Genomic DNA, 18,119 nt, shown 5'->3' on the forward strand with positions numbered 1-18,119 from the left:
CCTCTATATCTAATTTCATGAAGTTATTGACGAACATAGCACTCGCTGCCCTCATCGCATTCCCCGCCGTCGCACAAGAACAAACCGTTCTGGAACGCTGGGAAGAAGACCGCACACAGGTCTTTGACGGGGCCGAGATTACGCTGGATGAGCTCAACTGGGTTGCCCGGCCTTTGGTCGTTTTCGCAGATACGCCCAACGACCCGCGCTTCCAACAGCAGATGGATTTGTTGCTGGCCGATATGGAACAGCTTGCGGTGCGCGATGTCATCGTGATCACGGATACGGATCGCACGGCCATGACCGACTTGCGCACCACGCTACGCCCACGCGGATACATGATGGCGCTGATCGGCAAGGACGGACGCGTGGCCCTGCGCAAGCCAAGCCCATACAGCGTCCGCGAGTTGTCACGCTCCATCGACAAGATGCCGCTGCGCCAGCAAGAGATTTCTGACAGGCGGAGCGTGAGCGAATAAAGACGGCGCATTACCAAAACTTCCAAAATGGTTTGGCATAGGGAAACTGCCCCTCAAACGAGGTAAAGTTCAGTGCGTCATCTTCTTCATGGCGCAACCCTGTTGCCAATACAAACGCTTCTGCAGCAAGCGTGAATGCATCAGGTTCGCCCTCTGACACCAAACCTGAGGATTGCTCGTGACGTTCCCAACTCGCAATCAGTTCATCTTTGCTGAATGGCGGTTTGCCAATTTCTGCGTAACCTGTTTTTCCGCCCTCGATCCACCAGACACACCGACCATCTTCAAAGCGTCGCGTTGCAGCGCCATCCACACTTGCAACGATCTCAATGTGGTAAAATGGTACGGCCTGCGACACCTTCTTAAGATCAAGTCGCCGAAGCAGTTTTCCTTCCAACGGGTTACGCCATAGAAAAAAGTGCCTGCCATCAGAGGCACCCGTAAACTCTGCATTGTGATCCGGGTCAGGTTGCCCTGTATTGGTCAGCCCAGCGGCTTGCAGAAAAGTATCCTTATGCGCGTCGGCACAGGCCATTATGGTGCAAGAGCGACCCATCTATTCAAATTCCATGATCACTTCATCAACGGCAAGGCTATCGCCCGCGCCGGAATTGATCCTCTTCACTATGCCCTTCTTTTCGGCGCGCAGGATGTTCTCCATCTTCATCGCCTCAATCGTGCAAAGCGCCTGACCTTCCTGCACCTCGTCGCCCTCGGTCACATCGACCTTCACGATCAGGCCGGGCATCGGACAAAGCAGATATTTCGATGTATCAGGCGGCAGTTTTTCAGGCATAAGTGCTGCCAGCTCCGCCTGACGCGGCGTGCGCACATGTACTTTCACATCCGCACCGCGATAGCGCACACGGAAGCCGCCCGAAATTTTGCCAATTTTCAACACCAGCGGTGCCCCGTCCACAGTCAGCCGCGCCAATGGATCGCCCGGTGTCCAATTGCTTTCGACCCGCAAAGTTCGCTCAGCAATTTCGACGTCAGCCCCTGTTTTATCCGCGTTGATCTTCACCTCATGGGCATGACCTTGCAGGTTCACCACCCAATCCTTGCCAACGTGGCGCTCGTGATTGTCCATACGACCCGAAATGCGGGTGCGCCGGATTTCGGCAACACGGTGCATGGCAGCGGCGGCAGCGGCGATGCGTTCGCAGGTTTCGTCGTCTAAGGTTACACCTTCAAACCCATCGGGGTATTCTTCCTCGATAAAGGCGGTCGTCATATTGCCGCTGGTAAATTTAGGATGGTCATAGACGGCAGCCAAGAACGGCAGGTTATGCCCGATCCCTTCCAGCTCAAACCCGTCCAACGCCAAACGCATTTCTTCAATCGCGGTCGCGCGGTCGGGTGCCCAAGTACATAGCTTGGCGATCATTGGATCGTAATACATGCTAATCTCGCCGCCTTCATAGACGCCGGTGTCATTGCGTACGGCACGTGTCTCGGTCGCCTCTTCCGCTGGTGGGCGATACCGGGTCAGACGCCCGATGGAGGGCAGGAAGTTGCGATACGGGTCTTCAGCGTAAAGGCGGCTTTCCATGGCCCAGCCGTTAATTTTGAGGTCATCCTGTGTAATCGACAGCTCTTCACCAGCCGCCACACGGATCATTTGTTCGACGAGATCGATCCCGGTGATCAATTCGGTCACAGGGTGTTCGACCTGCAAACGGGTGTTCATTTCTAGGAAATAAAAATTGCGGTCACCATCGACGATAAATTCTACTGTGCCTGCACTATTGTAACTAACGGCCTTCGCCAGCGCGACGGACTGTTCGCCCATCGCCTCGCGGGTTGTTTCATCCAAAAAGGGACTTGGGGCTTCTTCAATAACCTTCTGGTTCCGGCGCTGGATCGAGCATTCCCGCTCGTGCAAATAAACAGCATTACCGTGCTCATCGCAGAGCACCTGAATTTCAATGTGACGCGGCTGGGTGACGAATTTCTCGATAAATATGCGATCATCACCAAAGCTGTTGGCGGCCTCATTCTTAGACGATTGGAAGCCCTCTCGCGCCTCGGTGTCGTTCCAAGCAATGCGCATGCCCTTACCGCCACCACCCGCAGAGGCTTTGATCATCACAGGGTACCCAACTTCGTTCGATATTTTCACAGCCTCTTCGGCATCCTCGATCAGCCCCATGTATCCGGGGACAGTGGAAACATTGGCCTCTTGCGCGATCTTCTTCGAGGTGATTTTGTCACCCATCTTTTCAATCGCACCTTTCAAGGGGCCAATAAAAGCGACGCCAGCGGCATCTAGCGCGGCAGCGAATTTGGGATTTTCCGACAGAAAACCGTAACCGGGATGTACGGCTTCGGCGCCGGTCTGCTTGATCGCATCCATCACCTTGTCGATGACAATATAGGACTGGTTTGCTGGGGGCGGGCCAATATGCACGGCCTCATCGGCCATCTTTACATGCAGCGCATTGCGGTCCGCATCCGAATAGATGGCGACCGTTTTAATGCCCATCTTGCGCGCGGTCTTGATCACTCGGCACGCGATTTCACCACGGTTGGCGATCAGGATTTTCTTGAACATGGTCTTTACGTCCCCAAAAACGAAAAGACCGCCGCCGGGGAATTACCCCGACGACGGCCTGAATATGTTGTGCGCCCGATCTGGGCGCCGGTAGCTGAGTTATTTACAGGCGTTAATGCCTGCGTCATCGCAAAGCACGCCAGCGGCAGCACCTGCAATTGCCGTGCCTGTTGGGTCTGTGCCCAGCACTTCTGCGGCCACGAGGCCACCTGCAGCGCCCGCGACGCCACGTTCCACGTCGCCTTCAAGGCAACCTGCCAAACCGAATACTGCCACTGTCGCAAGGATGATGGATGTCTTTTGCATAATCTTAAACCTATCATTGTTATGTCGATCGCCCCACAATTGGTGCAATCTGCGCTACGATGAATAGCAATTTCATCGTGATATCCAATATCACCCGTCATTTTGGCCGTGCGCAAGCGGATTTCCGTTATCGGCCTGCTTGGTGAGTAAGCAGGCCGATCAGGGGAAGGGTAACGGTATTGAGAATTTGCAGCAGAACAAAAACTGGAGTATCCCACTACACTTTTGACTGTGTAGAAAGAAAAACGCTCTGAATAGCATTGTTGCGCAGATCGTCCCAAATAAGCGAATTCTCGCTTAGATTGTTTCGCTGTCAGATCGCTCACTTTTAGCTGCCTCCCAGAATTTCAGGGAATGACTGTTGGGCGAGCTTCACATCGATACGCAACATCGCCTCATAACTTGCTGGATCGAACGGGTCTTCTGCCGGGATCACTTCGCGCCCGAAAAACCAGCTAAGCCGCCCGGCATCCAGATTACCGCGTACGAAGGGCTCATCTCCAAAATGTTCCCACAAGGCCTGCATGAAACCGGCGTCCGCACGTTTGTCCGGTGCGCGACGATCTGGATAGCGGATCCGTTCGGTCAGCGGCGTTGCACCAGCTTTATTGGCGCGCCGTAGCGTGAACTGAAAATCCGTCCCCGGCAATCTGCCCGGAAACCCGCGATGTTTATCCATGTAAGGAAGGTTAGCCATATGCGCCTCCACGCGGTGGGAGGGCGGGTTGGACGGGCCTGAAAGCCCGCCCAAAACAATAAGCGCTAGTAAACCAACTGGTCGTAGTCGACCTGCTGCTGTGCTGCTGCATCCGATGTGACATGCAGCGGCGGACGGTCTTGGCTACCAGACACAGCAACAAGCGCCATAAGCGCCGCAACCGTGAAAGCCATAAGTCCTTGTACCATTTTATTTGCCTGCCTCTGTTTGTGCAGGGTGTCCGGTGATCTTCGCCACCTTGACCCCACGAGAGCGCGATATCCACTTCGCGTAACGGTACAATATCTAAAAATCCTTTGTTCTCAAAGACCTCCGGGGTGAACTGCGCGTGATGTTGCCGCAAAGACTCAGGTTTCGTCCACCGTCGTGATACCCTGCCTATATTTTGTGTAAATGTGAGAATGGGTGCCAAATATAGTGCCATTTGTGAAATGATTGGCAGCGCAATCTTGCCACTGACACTACGCAAAGCGACGTTACATACGTGATTGTGATAGCTGACACAGATCATAGCGGGATGTTGTCGTGCTTTTTCCAAGGGATGTATACTTGCTTGGTGCGCAACGATGCAAATGCACGACATACCCGTTTGCGCGTCGATTGCGGCATGATCACTTCGTCAATCACGCCTTTTTCTGCCGCCACAAATGGGTTGGCAAAGCGGTCTTCGTAGTCCTGTGTGTGCTTGGCCAGCTTCTCAGGATCATTCAGGTCCGCGCGGTGAATAATCTCTGTCGCGCCCTTGGCGCCCATGACCGCAATTTCGGATGTGGGCCAGGCATAGTTGAAGTCACCATTCAGGTGCTTGGATGCCATCACCACATAAGCGCCGCCATAGGCTTTACGCGTGATGACAGTCACCTTGGGCACCGTCGCCTCACCGTAAGCATAAAGCAGCTTTGCCCCGTGTTTGATCACCCCACCGTATTCCTGACTGGTGCCGGGCAGAAAACCGGGCACATCCACCAATGTCAGCAGCGGAATATCAAAGGCATCGCAGAACCGCACGAAACGGGCCGCCTTGCGCGAAGCATCAATGTCCAGACATCCTGCCAACACCATGGGCTGGTTGGCCACAACACCAACGGTAGACCCCTCAAGCCGGATGAAACCGGTCAGGATATTCTTGGCGAATTCTTCCTGAATTTCGTAAAAATCACCTTCATCCGCAAGCTTCGTGATCAACTCTTTCATGTCGTAAGGCATGTTGGGGTTATCAGGGATCAGCGTATCCAGGCTTTCCTCGGCGCGATTCACATCATCGAAGAAAGGACGCACCGGGGGTTTTTCGCGGTTATGCAGCGGCAGGAAATCCACAAGGCGACGCACCTCTGCAATTGCCTCTACATCGTTTTCAAAGGCTGCATCGGCGACCGAGGATTTTCTGGTATGCGTCCCCGCACCTCCCAGTTCCTCGGCTGTGACCTGTTCATTTGTCACGGTTTTGACCACGTCGGGCCCGGTGACAAACATATAAGAGCTGTCTTTGACCATGAAGATAAAATCGGTCATTGCAGGCGAATAGACCGCACCACCCGCTGTCGGCCCCATGATCAGGCTGATCTGCGGGACAACACCAGAGGCCGTGATATTGCGCTGAAACACCTCACCATAGGCAGCGAGGCTGGCGACGCCTTCCTGAATGCGCGCACCACCGGAATCGTTGATCCCAATGATCGGCGCGCCGTTCTGCACAGCCATATCCATGATCTTGCAGATTTTCTGACCGTGGGTTTCAGAGACGGACCCACCCATGACGGTAAAATCCTGACTGAATACATAGATCAAGCGCCCGTTGATCGTCCCCCATCCTGTGACGACACCGTCACCGGCAGGCCGATCTTTCTCCATCCCGAAGTCAGTGCAGCGATGGGCGACGAACATATCGAATTCTTCGAACGATCCATCATCCAGCAGCAGTTCAATCCGCTCGCGCGCGGTCAGCTTGCCCTTGCTATGCTGTGAAGCAATCCGCTTTTCACCGCCACCCAAGCGGGCCGCCTGCCGCCGCGTTTCGAGTTCCTGTAATACATCCATCGGATCACCCCCCGTATTCTTTCGGATATACATACCGCGCACAGCATCTGGCGAGAAGGGTCAATAGGAATATTTGCAAATATCTCAGTTAGCACATAATCAATTTTGCAAATCTGCAAATAACACAAGCATGGACAAGCCCCTGTCAGAGGCATAAACCGGGGTAATGGCTACCCTCCCCACGATCCGTTTTCTGGATCGCACCACACCACCACATATCCTGACCCTCGTGTTGATCACCGGCATGTCCGCGCTCAGCATGTCGATCTTTTTGCCGTCGCTATCGGCCATGACGACGTATTTCGACACTGAATATGCGATTATGCAGATTGCGTTGTCGGGTTATCTGGCAGCGACTGCGGTGTTGCAGGTGTTCATTGGACCGATCTCTGACCGCTATGGGCGGCGGGTCATGGTGCTTGGGTCGCTCACCATCTTTGTCGTGGCATCAATCGGGGCGCTTTTCGCAACCACAGTTGAGGTGTTTCTGTTTTTTCGCATCATGCAAGCCGCCGTTGCGACCTCTATGGCGTTAGGGCGTGCGATTGTCCGCGATATCGTGCCGCAAGACGAAGCGGCGTCTATGATTGGCTACGTGACAATGGGTATGGCGCTGGTACCCATGGTCGGCCCGATGATCGGCGGCGGGTTGGAACAGGCGTTCGGCTGGCAGGCAACGTTTGTGTTCCTATCGGCAGCGGGGCTTGCGACGCTTGCTCTGGTCTATCTTGACCTTGGCGAAACAGTTAAAGGCGAAGGCACCAGCTTTCGCGATCAGCTTCGGACATATCCCGAATTATTCCGCTCACCGCGTTTCTGGGGCTACGCCCTCTGCGCCGCCTTCGGCTCAGGCGGGTTCTTCGCGCTTCTGGGTGGCACGTCTTTTGTTGCCAGCGATATCTTCGGGCTCTCGCCCTTATGGAGCGGCATCGCCCTCGGCGCGCCTGCGATCGGCTATGCGTTTGGCAATTATCTGTCCGGGCGCTTCTCGGTCAAACTTGGCGTCAACCGCATGGCAATCATCGGAACCTCAATTACTATTCTTGGCTTGGGCCTTTCGGCGGCGCTAACCCTTGCAGGCGTCGATCATCCACTGAATTTCTTTGGATTTTGCGTGTTCTTGGGATTAGGCAATGGGGTCATGCTGCCCAATGTGATGGCGGGCTCTATTTCCGTGCGCCCTCATCTTGCGGGTACGGCCAGCGGGCTGAGCGGGGCGATCATGATTGGTGGTGGGGCGGCATTATCGCAGTTTGCTGGCGGCATTTTGACGGTCGAGACAGGGACACTGCCACTGCAATTGATCATGCTGGGCACATCCATCCTTGCCCTTTTTGCAGTGCTTTTCGTTGTCTGGCGGGAAAAGCGGATCGCTTGACGCCTATTTTGCAGTAGCTAATGTGCGCTAGCAAATCTGCAAAGGTGCGATATGGCTGTTCAAAAACTCTATGCCGGGGCGAAGCTGCGCGAATTGCGCGGGCGGCTCGAACTGACCCAAAAAGCCTTTGCCGAAAAGCTGGGGGTGTCGCTGCCTTACCTCAACCAAATGGAGAATAATAACCGGCCCGTTTCGACAGCGGTGGTTCTGGGCCTCGCGCAGGAATTCGGCTTTGACGTGACCGAGTTGCAATCGGGTGATGAGGCCCGATTGGTCGGCGACATGCGCGAAGCGCTTGCCGATCCGGTTTTTACCGGCCCTGCCCCGGCACTGGCCGATATGCGCCTTGCTGCCGCAAACGCCCCTGCCCTTGCCCGCGCCTTCCTTGATCTGCACGCCGCCTACCGCCAAACGCACGAACGGCTGGCGTCACTGGACGAAGCCTTGGGCCGCGAAGACGCCCGCCTTCAGCCCAGCCCATGGGAAGAGGTGCGTGATTTCTTTCACTACTGCGACAACTACATCGATGCCGTGGATCGCTCAGCAGAGCGGTTTGCCAGCCGCACAAACCCCGGAGAGGCGATGGCAGATGCCGCCGTCCGCATGCTGGACAGTCACGGAATCAAAGTGGTGTTCAAGGATGCGGCGGACGTGCGCCGCTACGATGCAGACAGTAAGACCTTGGTGATTTCGCAATTTGCCAGCAGCGCGACACAGACCTTTCAGCTTTTGTTGCAGCTGGCACTGATCGGACAGGAACCGTTGCTGGAAGCGACCCTTGACCTCGCCCGCTTTCAATCAGATGAGGCGCGCAGCATCGCCGAGGTCGGCCTTGCTAACTACTTTGCCGGTGCGGCACTCATGCCTTACGCCGCGTTTCTTTCAGCGGCGCAAGCCACCCGGCATGATCTGGAGGTACTTTCAGCCCGCTTTGGTGCTTCGCTGGAACAAGTCGCGCATCGTCTGTCTACGCTGCAACGCCCCGGTGCCAAGGGTATTCCGTTCTTCTTTGTCCGCGTGGATCAGGCAGGCACGATTACTAAACGCCATTCGGCGACGACCCTTCAATTCGCGCGTTATGGCGGTGCCTGCCCGCTGTGGAATGTGCATCAGGCCTTCGAATTGCCGGGGCAATTCTTGCGTCAACTGGCCGAAACGCCCGACGGCGCGCGGTATTTCTGCCTGGCGCGAGATGTCAGCAAATCAGGTGGTGCCTACAATGTACCAACCCGCCGCTATGCGATCGGGTTGGGCTGCGAGGTGAAACACGCCCCCGCCCTGGTTTACGCAGACCACATGGATCTGGGCGCGGCAGACGCCTACGCCCCCATCGGCATCTCTTGCCGGATTTGCGAGCGACGCAACTGTCACCAACGGTCCGTTCCACCGCTTGAACGGCAACTGCGGGTGGACCCGGACCGTCGGGGTATTCTTCCTTATCAGTTGGACTAGCTATTCAGCATCGCGGCGATCTGATCTTTCAGGCGCATCCGTTGCTTGCGCATCTCGCTCATGTGCAGATCATCCGTTGGCTCTACATCCGTCTCGGCCCGGTGAACGGCGCGGTTGATCTCGTGATACTCATCAAACAACCGCGCGAAATGGGCGTCGCTTTCTTTCATGGCGTGCATGGCATCAACTTTATCGGGGAATTCTTCTGCCAGTTCGTGGGGCGTATGCGACATCACATTGATCCTTTGCTGTTTGTTCTCAGAAAGCTAGCGCGCGACTGGCGACCACACATTGATACGGATCAAATTGCGGGCCTTATCGCCGCGCCGCGCGCCATCCGGCAGCTTCGGCCTCGGCCCGCGAACAGAACCAGCGTTCGCCATTTGCGGGGTTGATCCGGGTGCGGGTGTAGTGTTCCTGCCCCGGTACATGATAGATGCGCCCGCCAGAAGAGATATTGCCCTTGATCGCGCAATTTCGGTCCGGGGCGGGGTCGTCTGCGACTTGCGCCGCGCGAAAGTCTGACGGCATCTGCACGTCAACAGCCCATAACCCGCGCCCGGCGACGGCTGCCGCTTTTTCATCCAGATCATAGCTCTCGGAATAGCGGCGGAAGGCCCAAGCCATGCCGGAATAGACGATCAACTGCCCCATGTCCTGCCCATCCACGCTACATTGCGCGACGACCCGGCCATACCGATCGGTGTCGCGACTTTCGCATCGCGCGTAGCTGCCTTCGAAACGGTTGCGCACGGCGTCCCGGGTCCACGCGCCACAATCCCATTCGCGCCCGTCTGCGCGGCAAGGTTGACCCATTTCGGGTGCATCGATCCCGAAGAGCCGCACACGGGTCCCGCCGACATCTATTGTGTCGGCGTCGATGACCCGGACGGTGCCATTTGGCGCCGCGAATACGGGCCCTGCGATGAACATCAAGAAAAGAGCGATGGCACGAAACATGCCCTGAGGTAGGGGCGTGCCTCCGGTACCTTCAAGGCAATTCGTTCATAAAGGTTAAGAAAGTGTTAACCGGGTCACAGGGCCTAGCGTTGTTTGGTCTTCCATTCCGGATGTATCCATGGCGCATCATTTGATGGCGCAAGCGGATTGCGTTGCAGGATATGGTCAGCCGCCTTTTCCCCCACCATGATGGACGGACCGTTTGTATTGCCATTGGTCACCCGCGGGAAGATGGAGCTATCGGCGACCCGCAGCCCTTCGACGCCAATCACGCGAGTTTCAGGGTCAACCACCGCCATCGGATCGTTTGGGTCGCCCATCTTGCAGGTGCCACAGGGGTGATATGCGCTCTCGGCATGTTCACGGATCACCGCATCAAGCTCTTCATCGCTTTGGGCCGCATCACCGGGTTGGATTTCCTTGCCCCGGAACTCATCAAAGGCGGGTTGGGCAAAGATTTCACGGGTCAAGCGAATGCAGGTACGGAAATCCTCCCAATCTTGCGGATGAGACATATAGTTGAATGCGATCTTAGGGTGATCTTCGGGGTCGGCAGAGCGTAGCGTGACTTGGCCACGCGACTGAGACCGCATAGGGCCGACGTGGGCTTGATAGCCGTGGCCCTCCGGGATGATCTTGCCATCATAGCTGACCGCAATGGGCAGGAAGTGATATTGGATGTCGGGGTATTTGATGCCAGCCTTAGACCGGATGAAGCCAGCACTTTCGAATTGGTTGGAAGTGCCAAGGCCGGTTTTCCACAACAGCCATTCAAGCCCGATTTTAGCTTTGCCGCGGATGTTCCAATACGAGAAAAGCGATACCGGTTTGGTGGCCGATTGCTGGATGTAAAGTTCGAGGTGGTCTTGCAGGTTTTGGCCAACACCGGGACGGTCGGCGATGACGTCGATCCCATGTTCTTGTAGGTGGGCAGCAGGGCCAATGCCGGAAAGCATAAGAAGCTTGGGTGAGTTCAGCGACGAGGCTGCAACAATGACCTCCTTATTGGCGGTGATCACCTCGATCTTGTTGCCACGGCTGACCTCAACGCCCGTGGCCCGTCCGTCTTCAATCACGATGCGACGGGCCAGCGCGCGGGTGATCGTGCAGTTGGGCCGCTTGAGCGCGGATCGCAAATAGGCGGTCGCAGCAGACCAGCGTTTGCCTTTGTAGATCGTAGCGTCAAAGGGGCCGAAGCCCTCTTGCTGCTCGCCATTATAATCGCCGGTGACGGGGTAACCTGCCTGACGCCCTGCTTCGACAAAGGCACGCGTCAGCGGGTTTTTACGAGGCCCGCGTGTGACATGCAGTGGGCCGTCTTTGCCGCGCCAATCGGGGTTCCCGCCATGGCCGCCATCGTGCCAATGCTCCATCCGTTTGAAGTAGGGCAGTACATCGGCATAGGACCAGCCGTGCGCGCCACTTTCGGCCCAATAGTCGTAGTCGCAGGCGTGGCCACGCACGTAGATCATGCCGTTGATTGAGGATGATCCGCCAATCACTTTGCCGCGTGGCGTGACCATCTCGCGCCCGCCAAGGTGTGGTTCGGGTTCGGACTTCATGCCCCAATCATAACGCTTCATGTTCATTGGATAGGACAGCGCTGCGGGCATTTGGATGAACGGCCCGGCATCTGTACCGCCATGTTCGATGACCAGCACTTGTTTGCCGGCCTCAGCCAGACGATAGGCGATAGCGCAACCGGCAGAGCCGGCACCTATGATGACGTAATCTGATTGCATTCTACTTGCGGCTTTCGAGGTTGCGGGCCGGGGTCGGAGCCTCCGGCAGGAGTTTTTGGGCCAAGATGAAGGAGCAACTATTCGCCTCGGGGGAAGCGTTGGTTTGCTTCGAGGACGTTCAGATCCATGTGGTTGCGCATGTAGCGTTCGGATGCTTTTTGCAGCGGTTGGTAGTCCCATGGGAAGTAGTTGCCGTTGCGCAGCGCCTCATACACCACCCAGCGGCAGGCCTGCGATTGGCGCACAGCGGCGTCGAAGCCTTCGAGGTCCCAGCGGGCCTCTGACTTGGCGCGCAGCTGGGTGAGCGTGCCTTGGTGGGCCGGTTCTGCGGCGAGGTTTTTGAGCTCGTGCGGGTCAGCTTCGAGATCGAAGAGCTGGTCGGGATCAAGCGCGCAGCGGTTGTATTTCCATTTGCCGTAGCGCAGTGAAACCAGCGGGGCATAGCTGCCTTCGGCTGCATATTCCATCGCGACGGGAGTGTCGCGGGTACCGCCCTGGCCGAGGTGGACAAGGCTTTCGCCGGTCGTCCATGGGGCCACTTCGGACATGTCGATGCCGGCCAGATCGCAAAGCGTGGGCGCGACGTCAATGTTGCTCACTGGGGTCGTGTTGAGACCGGGTTCCATGGTGGGGCTGGCGATCATCAATGGCACGCGCGCGGAGCCTTCATAGAAAGACATTTTGAACCAAAGCCCGCGTTCTCCCAGCATGTCGCCGTGGTCAGAGACGAAGAGGACCGTCGCCTCTTGCCGGGTATCTTTCAACGTTTGCAGCACTTCGCCGATTTTATCGTCGAGGTAGGAGATATTCGCAAAATAGGCGCGGCGGGCCCGTTTGATGTGATCGTCCGTGATGTTGAAGTTGTCACGGTCGTTGGCATCAAGGATGCGTTGGGAATGGGAGTCCTGATCTTCGTATGGAATCGGTCCGACCTCAGGCATCAGATGTTCGCAGTCCTCATAGAGGTCCCAGTACTTCTTGCGCGCCACGTAGGGGTCATGTGGATGCGTGAAGCTGACCGTCAGACACCATGGTCGGTTATCGTGTCCGCGTGAGAGGTCGTACAGCTTGCGTGTGGCGTTGTAGCAAACCTCGTCATCATACTCCATTTGGTTTGTGATCTCGGCTACCCCTGCCCCGGTCACGGACCCCATGTTGTGATACCACCAGTCGATGCGCTCGCCCGGTTTGCGGTAATCAGGAGTCCAGCCGAAATCGGGGGGATAGATGTCGGTGGTCAGCCGTTCTTCGAACCCATGCAACTGGTCGGGGCCGACAAAGTGCATCTTGCCGGAAAGGCAGGTTTGATAGCCTGCGCGGCGGAGATGGTGCGCATAGGTGGGGATGGATGAGGCGAATTCGGCAGCGTTATCGTAGACACCTGTACGGGAAGGCAGCAAGCCAGACATAAACGATGCCCGCCCCGGTGCGCAAAGCGGGGATGCGGTGTAGCTGTTGGCGAAACGTGTCGACTTCGCGGCCAGCTTTTTAAGGTTTGGCGCATGCAGCCAGTCTGCTGGACCATCGGGGAACAACGTGCCGTTCAACTGGTCAACCATGATGATCAGGATATTGGGCTTTTTCATTGGGTCCGCCCTTCAAGCTCTATGTGAAGCAAGGCCAGCGTCTGTGTGGTTGCATCCGACTGGTCGGAACTGGCGCGCGACAACCCTTGGCGCAGATAGAGCCCGTCAATCAGGGCCGCAATACGTGCCGCAGCACCTTCGGCCCGCGTGCCAATCAGAGGACGCAGATCGTACATCAGGTTGCTGTGCAAGCGGCGTTGGTAGATGCGCAGCAGATCATGCGCCGCGGTCGAGGTTTGCGCCAGCACGTAAAAGTTCAGCCAAGCCGCAATAACCTCTGGCTGAAAATTGGAAGAGATAAAGCCGGCCCGGATAATGGCTTCCAACCGGGCCTTACGGCCACTTGCCTCTTTGAGTGCTGTGCGCACGTCTTGCGCATAAAGTGCAAGGGTGTGCCGCATCGCTGCCAGAAATATCTGTTCCTTACCGCCAAAGTAGTGATGCGCCAACGCTGACGACATGCCCGCACGCTTGGCTATATTGCTGACAGTTACATCAAGATTGCCGACGGCCCCGATTTCATCAATCGTGGCTTTTACTAATGCGGCGCGACGGATAGGCTCCATTCCAAGCTTGGGCATGTTTTCCTCAATCTGGGGTGTCTCGAGCACATAAATCGTTCTTTATTGATCCGTCAATCAAGAAAAATCAGGGAGAAAGAAATGAAATTGAAATCAACGCTATCCGTCCTGGCCATTTGCGCCGCGGTGCCTGCCTTTGCTGACTGCGACACGGTTCGCTTCTCTGACGTGGGCTGGACGGATATCACCGCGACGACTGCCGCGACATCGATCGTGCTGGAGGCGCTGGGATATGAAACGACAACCGACATTTTGTCTGTGCCCGTCACTTATGCGTCAATGGCCGAGGGCAACATCGATGTATTCCTTGGCAACTGGATGCCTACGATGGAAGGTGACATTGCCAGCTACCGCGACGCGGGCACCGTCGATACGGTCCGCATGAACCTTGAAGGCGCGAAATACACGCTTGCCACCAATGCTGCCGGTGTTGCCGCTGGCATAACTGACTTTGCATCAATCGCCGGAGCGACGGACGCCTTGGACGGCAAGATTTATGGCATCGAAGCTGGAAATGACGGCAACCGCCTGATCCAAGACATGATCGACGCCGATGCGTTTGGCCTCAGCGGGTTTGAGGTGGTCGAAAGCTCTGAGCAAGGCATGCTGGCGCAGGTTGAACGGTCAGATGATCGCGACGAGGCGATTGTTTTTCTGGGTTGGGAACCGCATCCGATGAATGCCAACTTTGATATGACTTACCTGCCCGGCGGCGATGACTATTTTGGCCCGGACCTTGGCGGTGCAACCGTCGCGACGAACACGCGTGCAGGCTATGTCGATGAATGCACAAATACAGGCAAGCTTTTGCAAAATCTTGAATTTTCTCTTGCGATGGAGAACGAGATCATGGGCGCGATCCTGAACGATGATGTTGATCCTGAGGACGCAGCGAAGGCTTGGCTCGCAGCCAATCCGACGGCATGGACTGCTTGGCTTGACGGTGTGACGACTATAGACGGCGGTGATGCCGTTGCAGCCGTCACCACTGCGTTGGCAGAGTAAACCATGAAGGAAGAGCGCAGCTTGCGCTCTTCTTTTTATGCGCGATGGGGACGGGTATGAGTTGGCTGACAGACAATAAAATTCCAGTCGGTGACTGGTCCGAGAATGCCGTTGACTGGTTGAAGGATAATGGCCGCCCAGCCTTTGATGCGGTGAGCGACGGATTGGATTTCATGATTGATGGCATCGTCTGGTGCCTGCAAACGCCGCCAGAGCTTGTGGTCATCATAGCCTTTGTCTTGCTCACATGGTTTTTGCAAAATTCATGGAAAGTCTGTTTGCTTGTCTTTGCCTGCCTCTTGTTTGTCCTTAACCAAGGGTATTGGGATGAGACAACCGATAGCTTGGCGTTGGTTCTGTCATCCTGCGTCGTATGCATGGGGCTTGGCGTGCCCATTGGCATTTTTCTGGCGCATCGTCCGCGCGCATATCAAGCCGTCAGTCCCGTACTTGACCTTATGCAAACCCTGCCTGCCTTCGTGTATCTTATTCCTGCGATCGTCTTTTTCGGGCTTGGCATGGTACCCGGCTTATTCGCGACGGTGATTTTTGTGCTGCCAGCGCCGATCAGACTGACCTATCTGGGGGTATCCAACACGCCGACCTCATTGCTTGAAGCCGCCGACGCCTTTGGCGCGACCCCCACGCAACGCCTTTGGAAAGTCGAATTGCCTTATGCCGTGCCGCAAATTATGGCGGGCCTGAACCAGGTCATCATGCTGTCACTGTCGATGGTCGTGATCTCGGCCTATGTGGGGGCAAATGGGTTGGGCAAACCCGTTGTACAGGCGCTTGGACGCAACGATCCCGGGCTAGGGTTTGAATCCGGAATGGTCATCGTGGCCGTCGCCATCATGCTGGACCGGATGCTGCGGGTGAAACAGAAATGACTGTGATGCGTGGAAGCTGCCATTGCGGCACGGTGCAATTTACAGTGACCTTGTCAGAGGGGGTCGCATCTGCACGCCGTTGCGATTGTTCGCTTTGCGCGCGGCGCGGGGCGGTGGCCGTGTCAGCTGCAAAAGACGACATCACCTATACGGCGGGGCGCGAGAGCCTGACGCTATATCAGTTCAATACCAAGGTCGCGGAGCACTATTTTTGCAAGATCTGTGGGATATACACGCACCACCGCCGCCGTTCTGACCCCGATGAAATCGGCGTCAACCTCGCCTGCCTTGAAGCGCAAACCCCATTTCTGGCCGAAGTCCTCGTGCATGATGGCCAAAACCACCCCAATGACATTGGCGAAGCCCGTGATGCGGGTATTTTGCGCTTTACCCCAATGAAAGACGACACATGAACGCCGTTGAATTTGATAACGTCTCAATTGTCTTTGGAAGCAAACCGAAAACCGCGCTGCCCTTGATGGATGAAGGGTTGGAGCGCCCTGAAATCCGCGAGAAGACCGACCAGATATTGGGCGTGCACAACTGCTCACTGAACGTCGAGGTCGGCGAAATCCTTGTGCTGATGGGCCTTTCAGGCTCCGGAAAATCCACGCTGCTGCGGGCTGTCAACGGGCTGAACCCAGTGATCCGTGGCGAAGTGCGTATCCACGACGGCGGTTGGTCGTGCAGCGTGGGCAAAAGTTCGGCCAATGATCTGCGCCGGGTACGACGCGAATGCGTCTCGATGGTTTTTCAGCAATTTGGTCTGCTGCCATGGCGGTCGGTGCGCGACAATGTCGGGCTTGGTCTGGAACTGGGCGGGATGGACAAGGCCGCGCGGATCAAACGTGTGGATCAGGAATTGGAGATGGTCGGCCTTGCCGACCGCGCGGATGCCTTGGTTGGCGAGCTTTCCGGCGGCATGCAACAGCGCGTAGGTCTTGCGCGCGCCTTTGCCACAGATGCGCCGATCCTGTTAATGGATGAGCCTTTCTCAGCCCTCGATCCTCTTATCCGTACACGGCTGCAAGACGAGCTGCTGGAACTGCAAAAGGAACGCGGACGTACGATTATCTTTGTCAGCCACGACCTGGACGAAGCTTTCAAACTGGGCAACCGCATCGCGATTATGGAGGGCGGACGCATCGTCCAATGCGGCACGCCGCGCGATATCTTTACAAACCCGGCGAACGACTATGTGGCAGATTTTGTCGCGCACATGAACCCGCTGGGTGTCCTAACTGCGCGCGATGTGATGACCAACGGCGCATCAGACGGCCCCACAATCGACGCCGAAACACCTGTGCAAGATATCATCCACAGCATCGACGGCACCGGCCTGCAAGTCACCGAAAACGGCCAAGCCATCGGCGTGGTCACGCAAGCCTCGCTGCTCGCACGGCTCAGCCCCAGTTAACCCCTCATCTTTCTTCGTCCAATCGGGCTTCACCCGTTCTTAATGGAAAAGCTCTCCCAAAGCTTTTCTTTTTCATTTCGACGTCCGCCGGAGGTATCAAACCTTTGTTGCAGGCACCGCTGGCATTATCTTGCGCCGTGCGACGGCTTCGCGCCATGTGATAAAGCTGACGGACGCCATGATCACCGCCCCACCGAAGATCACCCAACCATCGACCGCCTCGCCAAAGACCACGGCGCCCAGCAGCACGGCCCAGACCAGCTGCAAAAATGTCACCGGCTGCGTTACGGTCAGCGGTGCGGCGGCAAAGGCCAGCGTCATGGAGTAATGCCCGGCGGTCGCAAAGCAGGCGACCAAAAACAACCACCCCAACTGCGGTAGGGTGGGTGTCACCCACACAGCCCAGGCAAATGGCGCCAGCCCAACCGTCACCGTAATCGACAGCATGCCGACCACCACAGGGGCCGACACCTCACCCGACAGTTGCTTCGCAATCAAATACCCGGCAGCAAAGCAAACGGCCGTAACAAGCATCGCGATATGCCCCAGTTCAACTTCTTTCACGCCGGGGCGAAGGATGATCATCGCCCCGGTCAACGCCATGATCACCGCCGCCAAACGGCGTGGGGGCAAGCGTTCGCCCAAGAACAAGGCCGCACCAAGTGACACATAAACCGGCGAGAGGTAGTTCATCGCCGTTACCTCTGCGAGAGGTATCCGCGCCATCGCAAAAAACCACAGGATCACCGCCAGCGTATGCACCAACCCGCGCGCCCAAAAGAGCTTTTTCTGCCGCCCCGTCAGATGTGCTGCCATGATTGGCTTGATCATCGGCAACAGAAACACCAGCCCCAGCAAGTAGCGCAAGAACGCAGCTTGCGCCGCCGGCACGTCATCGCCCACATGTTTGACAACCGCTGTCACGGCCACAAACATCAGTCCGGTAAACAGCATCCAGAAGATGCCAACGATTGGGCGCGATAGCGATTGGGCTTCCATGCCCTATCCGTTACA

General features: G+C 56.5%; 19 protein-coding genes. 7 read left to right on the forward strand and 12 right to left on the reverse strand.

The features are described from left to right. The first annotated feature begins 17 nt into the window (after positions 1 to 17). Complete coding sequence (locus tag BC777_RS06825) at positions 18 to 479, forward strand: DUF4174 domain-containing protein (protein ID WP_100367349.1); 462 nt, start codon at positions 18 to 20, stop codon at positions 477 to 479. A 10-nt stretch (positions 480 to 489) separates the two neighbouring features. Here BC777_RS06825 and BC777_RS06830 read toward each other — a convergent pair whose 3' ends face one another. The 6 genes from BC777_RS06830 to BC777_RS06850 all read right to left on the reverse strand — a co-directional run bounded on the left by BC777_RS06830 (position 490) and on the right by BC777_RS06850 (position 6,094). After that, on the reverse strand, positions 490 to 1,035 hold the full coding sequence (locus BC777_RS06830) for a hypothetical protein (protein ID WP_133122525.1): 546 nt from the start codon (positions 1,033 to 1,035) through the stop codon (positions 490 to 492). After that, positions 1,036 to 3,033, reverse strand: coding sequence for an acetyl-CoA carboxylase biotin carboxylase subunit (locus tag BC777_RS06835; RefSeq protein WP_100367351.1), 1,998 nt, complete (start codon positions 3,031 to 3,033; stop codon positions 1,036 to 1,038). It lies immediately after the preceding gene. A gap of 99 nt (positions 3,034 to 3,132) precedes the next feature. Further along, positions 3,133 to 3,339 carry a hypothetical protein gene (locus tag BC777_RS06840; protein WP_100367352.1) on the reverse strand — a complete coding sequence of 69 codons (207 nt, stop codon included), beginning with the start codon at positions 3,337 to 3,339 and terminating at the stop codon, positions 3,133 to 3,135. Positions 3,340 to 3,667: 328 nt separating this feature from the next. Further along, complete coding sequence (locus BC777_RS06845) at positions 3,668 to 4,018, reverse strand: hypothetical protein (RefSeq protein WP_211095358.1); 351 nt, start codon at positions 4,016 to 4,018, stop codon at positions 3,668 to 3,670. Between the two features lie 83 nt (positions 4,019 to 4,101). Then, a complete protein-coding gene (locus tag BC777_RS19355) occupies positions 4,102 to 4,245 on the reverse strand; it encodes a hypothetical protein (RefSeq protein ID WP_168769094.1) in 144 nt (47 codons plus the stop codon). Positions 4,246 to 4,564: 319 nt separating this feature from the next. Then, positions 4,565 to 6,094, reverse strand: coding sequence for an acyl-CoA carboxylase subunit beta (locus BC777_RS06850; protein ID WP_100367354.1), 1,530 nt, complete (start codon positions 6,092 to 6,094; stop codon positions 4,565 to 4,567). A gap of 166 nt (positions 6,095 to 6,260) precedes the next feature. On the opposite strand from BC777_RS06850, the gene BC777_RS06855 reads away from it, so the two are divergent. Together BC777_RS06855 and BC777_RS06860 are read left to right on the forward strand one after the other, a co-directional pair. Beyond that, positions 6,261 to 7,472 carry a multidrug effflux MFS transporter gene (locus tag BC777_RS06855; protein WP_100367355.1) on the forward strand — a complete coding sequence of 404 codons (1,212 nt, stop codon included), beginning with the start codon at positions 6,261 to 6,263 and terminating at the stop codon, positions 7,470 to 7,472. A 51-nt stretch (positions 7,473 to 7,523) separates the two neighbouring features. After that, the gene (locus BC777_RS06860; RefSeq protein WP_100367356.1) at positions 7,524 to 8,924 is read left to right on the forward strand and encodes a helix-turn-helix domain-containing protein; all 1,401 of its coding nucleotides are present in this window, start codon (positions 7,524 to 7,526) and stop codon (positions 8,922 to 8,924) included. On the opposite strand, the gene BC777_RS06865 is transcribed toward BC777_RS06860, so the two are convergent. From BC777_RS06865 to betI, 5 genes are all read right to left on the reverse strand, one after another. Beyond that, on the reverse strand, positions 8,921 to 9,157 hold the full coding sequence (locus BC777_RS06865; protein WP_100367357.1) for an HP1242/YdcH family protein: 237 nt from the start codon (positions 9,155 to 9,157) through the stop codon (positions 8,921 to 8,923). The genes BC777_RS06860 and BC777_RS06865 overlap by 4 nt on opposite strands. An 82-nt stretch (positions 9,158 to 9,239) precedes the next feature. Continuing rightward, on the reverse strand, positions 9,240 to 9,884 hold the full coding sequence (locus tag BC777_RS06870) for a thermonuclease family protein (RefSeq protein ID WP_100367358.1): 645 nt from the start codon (positions 9,882 to 9,884) through the stop codon (positions 9,240 to 9,242). Positions 9,885 to 9,967: 83 nt separating this feature from the next. Continuing rightward, positions 9,968 to 11,626, reverse strand: coding sequence for a choline dehydrogenase (gene betA, locus BC777_RS06875; RefSeq protein ID WP_100367359.1), 1,659 nt, complete (start codon positions 11,624 to 11,626; stop codon positions 9,968 to 9,970). Positions 11,627 to 11,703: 77 nt separating this feature from the next. After that, positions 11,704 to 13,212 carry a choline-sulfatase gene (gene betC, locus BC777_RS06880; RefSeq protein WP_100367360.1) on the reverse strand — a complete coding sequence of 503 codons (1,509 nt, stop codon included), beginning with the start codon at positions 13,210 to 13,212 and terminating at the stop codon, positions 11,704 to 11,706. After that, positions 13,209 to 13,793 (reverse strand): choline-binding transcriptional repressor BetI, encoded by a 585-nt coding sequence (gene betI / locus BC777_RS06885; protein ID WP_168769131.1) that lies wholly within the window; start codon positions 13,791 to 13,793, stop codon positions 13,209 to 13,211. Before betI ends, betC begins: the two co-directional genes overlap by 4 nt. A gap of 81 nt (positions 13,794 to 13,874) precedes the next feature. Here betI and choX point away from each other — a divergent pair, with 81 nt between their 5' ends. Genes choX through choV form a run of 4 tightly spaced genes read left to right on the forward strand, consistent with a single transcriptional unit; the run spans position 13,875 to position 17,105 of the window. Then, positions 13,875 to 14,798 carry a choline ABC transporter substrate-binding protein gene (choX, locus tag BC777_RS06890; protein ID WP_100367361.1) on the forward strand — a complete coding sequence of 308 codons (924 nt, stop codon included), beginning with the start codon at positions 13,875 to 13,877 and terminating at the stop codon, positions 14,796 to 14,798. 56 nt (positions 14,799 to 14,854) lie between these two features. Then, positions 14,855 to 15,688 (forward strand): choline ABC transporter permease subunit, encoded by an 834-nt coding sequence (choW, locus tag BC777_RS06895; RefSeq protein ID WP_100368035.1) that lies wholly within the window; start codon positions 14,855 to 14,857, stop codon positions 15,686 to 15,688. Positions 15,689 to 15,693: 5 nt separating this feature from the next. Beyond that, a complete protein-coding gene (locus BC777_RS06900; RefSeq protein WP_211095359.1) occupies positions 15,694 to 16,101 on the forward strand; it encodes a GFA family protein in 408 nt (135 codons plus the stop codon). Next, positions 16,098 to 17,105 (forward strand): choline ABC transporter ATP-binding protein, encoded by a 1,008-nt coding sequence (gene choV / locus BC777_RS06905; RefSeq protein WP_100367363.1) that lies wholly within the window; start codon positions 16,098 to 16,100, stop codon positions 17,103 to 17,105. Before BC777_RS06900 ends, choV begins: the two co-directional genes overlap by 4 nt. Before the next feature lie 96 nt (positions 17,106 to 17,201). Here the strand turns inward: choV and BC777_RS06910 are convergent, their stop codons facing one another. Further along, positions 17,202 to 18,104 (reverse strand): DMT family transporter, encoded by a 903-nt coding sequence (locus BC777_RS06910; protein ID WP_100367364.1) that lies wholly within the window; start codon positions 18,102 to 18,104, stop codon positions 17,202 to 17,204. Positions 18,105 to 18,119 lie beyond the last annotated feature (15 nt).

This window comes from Yoonia maricola (genome assembly GCF_002797915.1).
In the GTDB taxonomy this organism is placed as follows: Bacteria; Pseudomonadota; Alphaproteobacteria; order Rhodobacterales; family Rhodobacteraceae; genus Yoonia; species Yoonia maricola.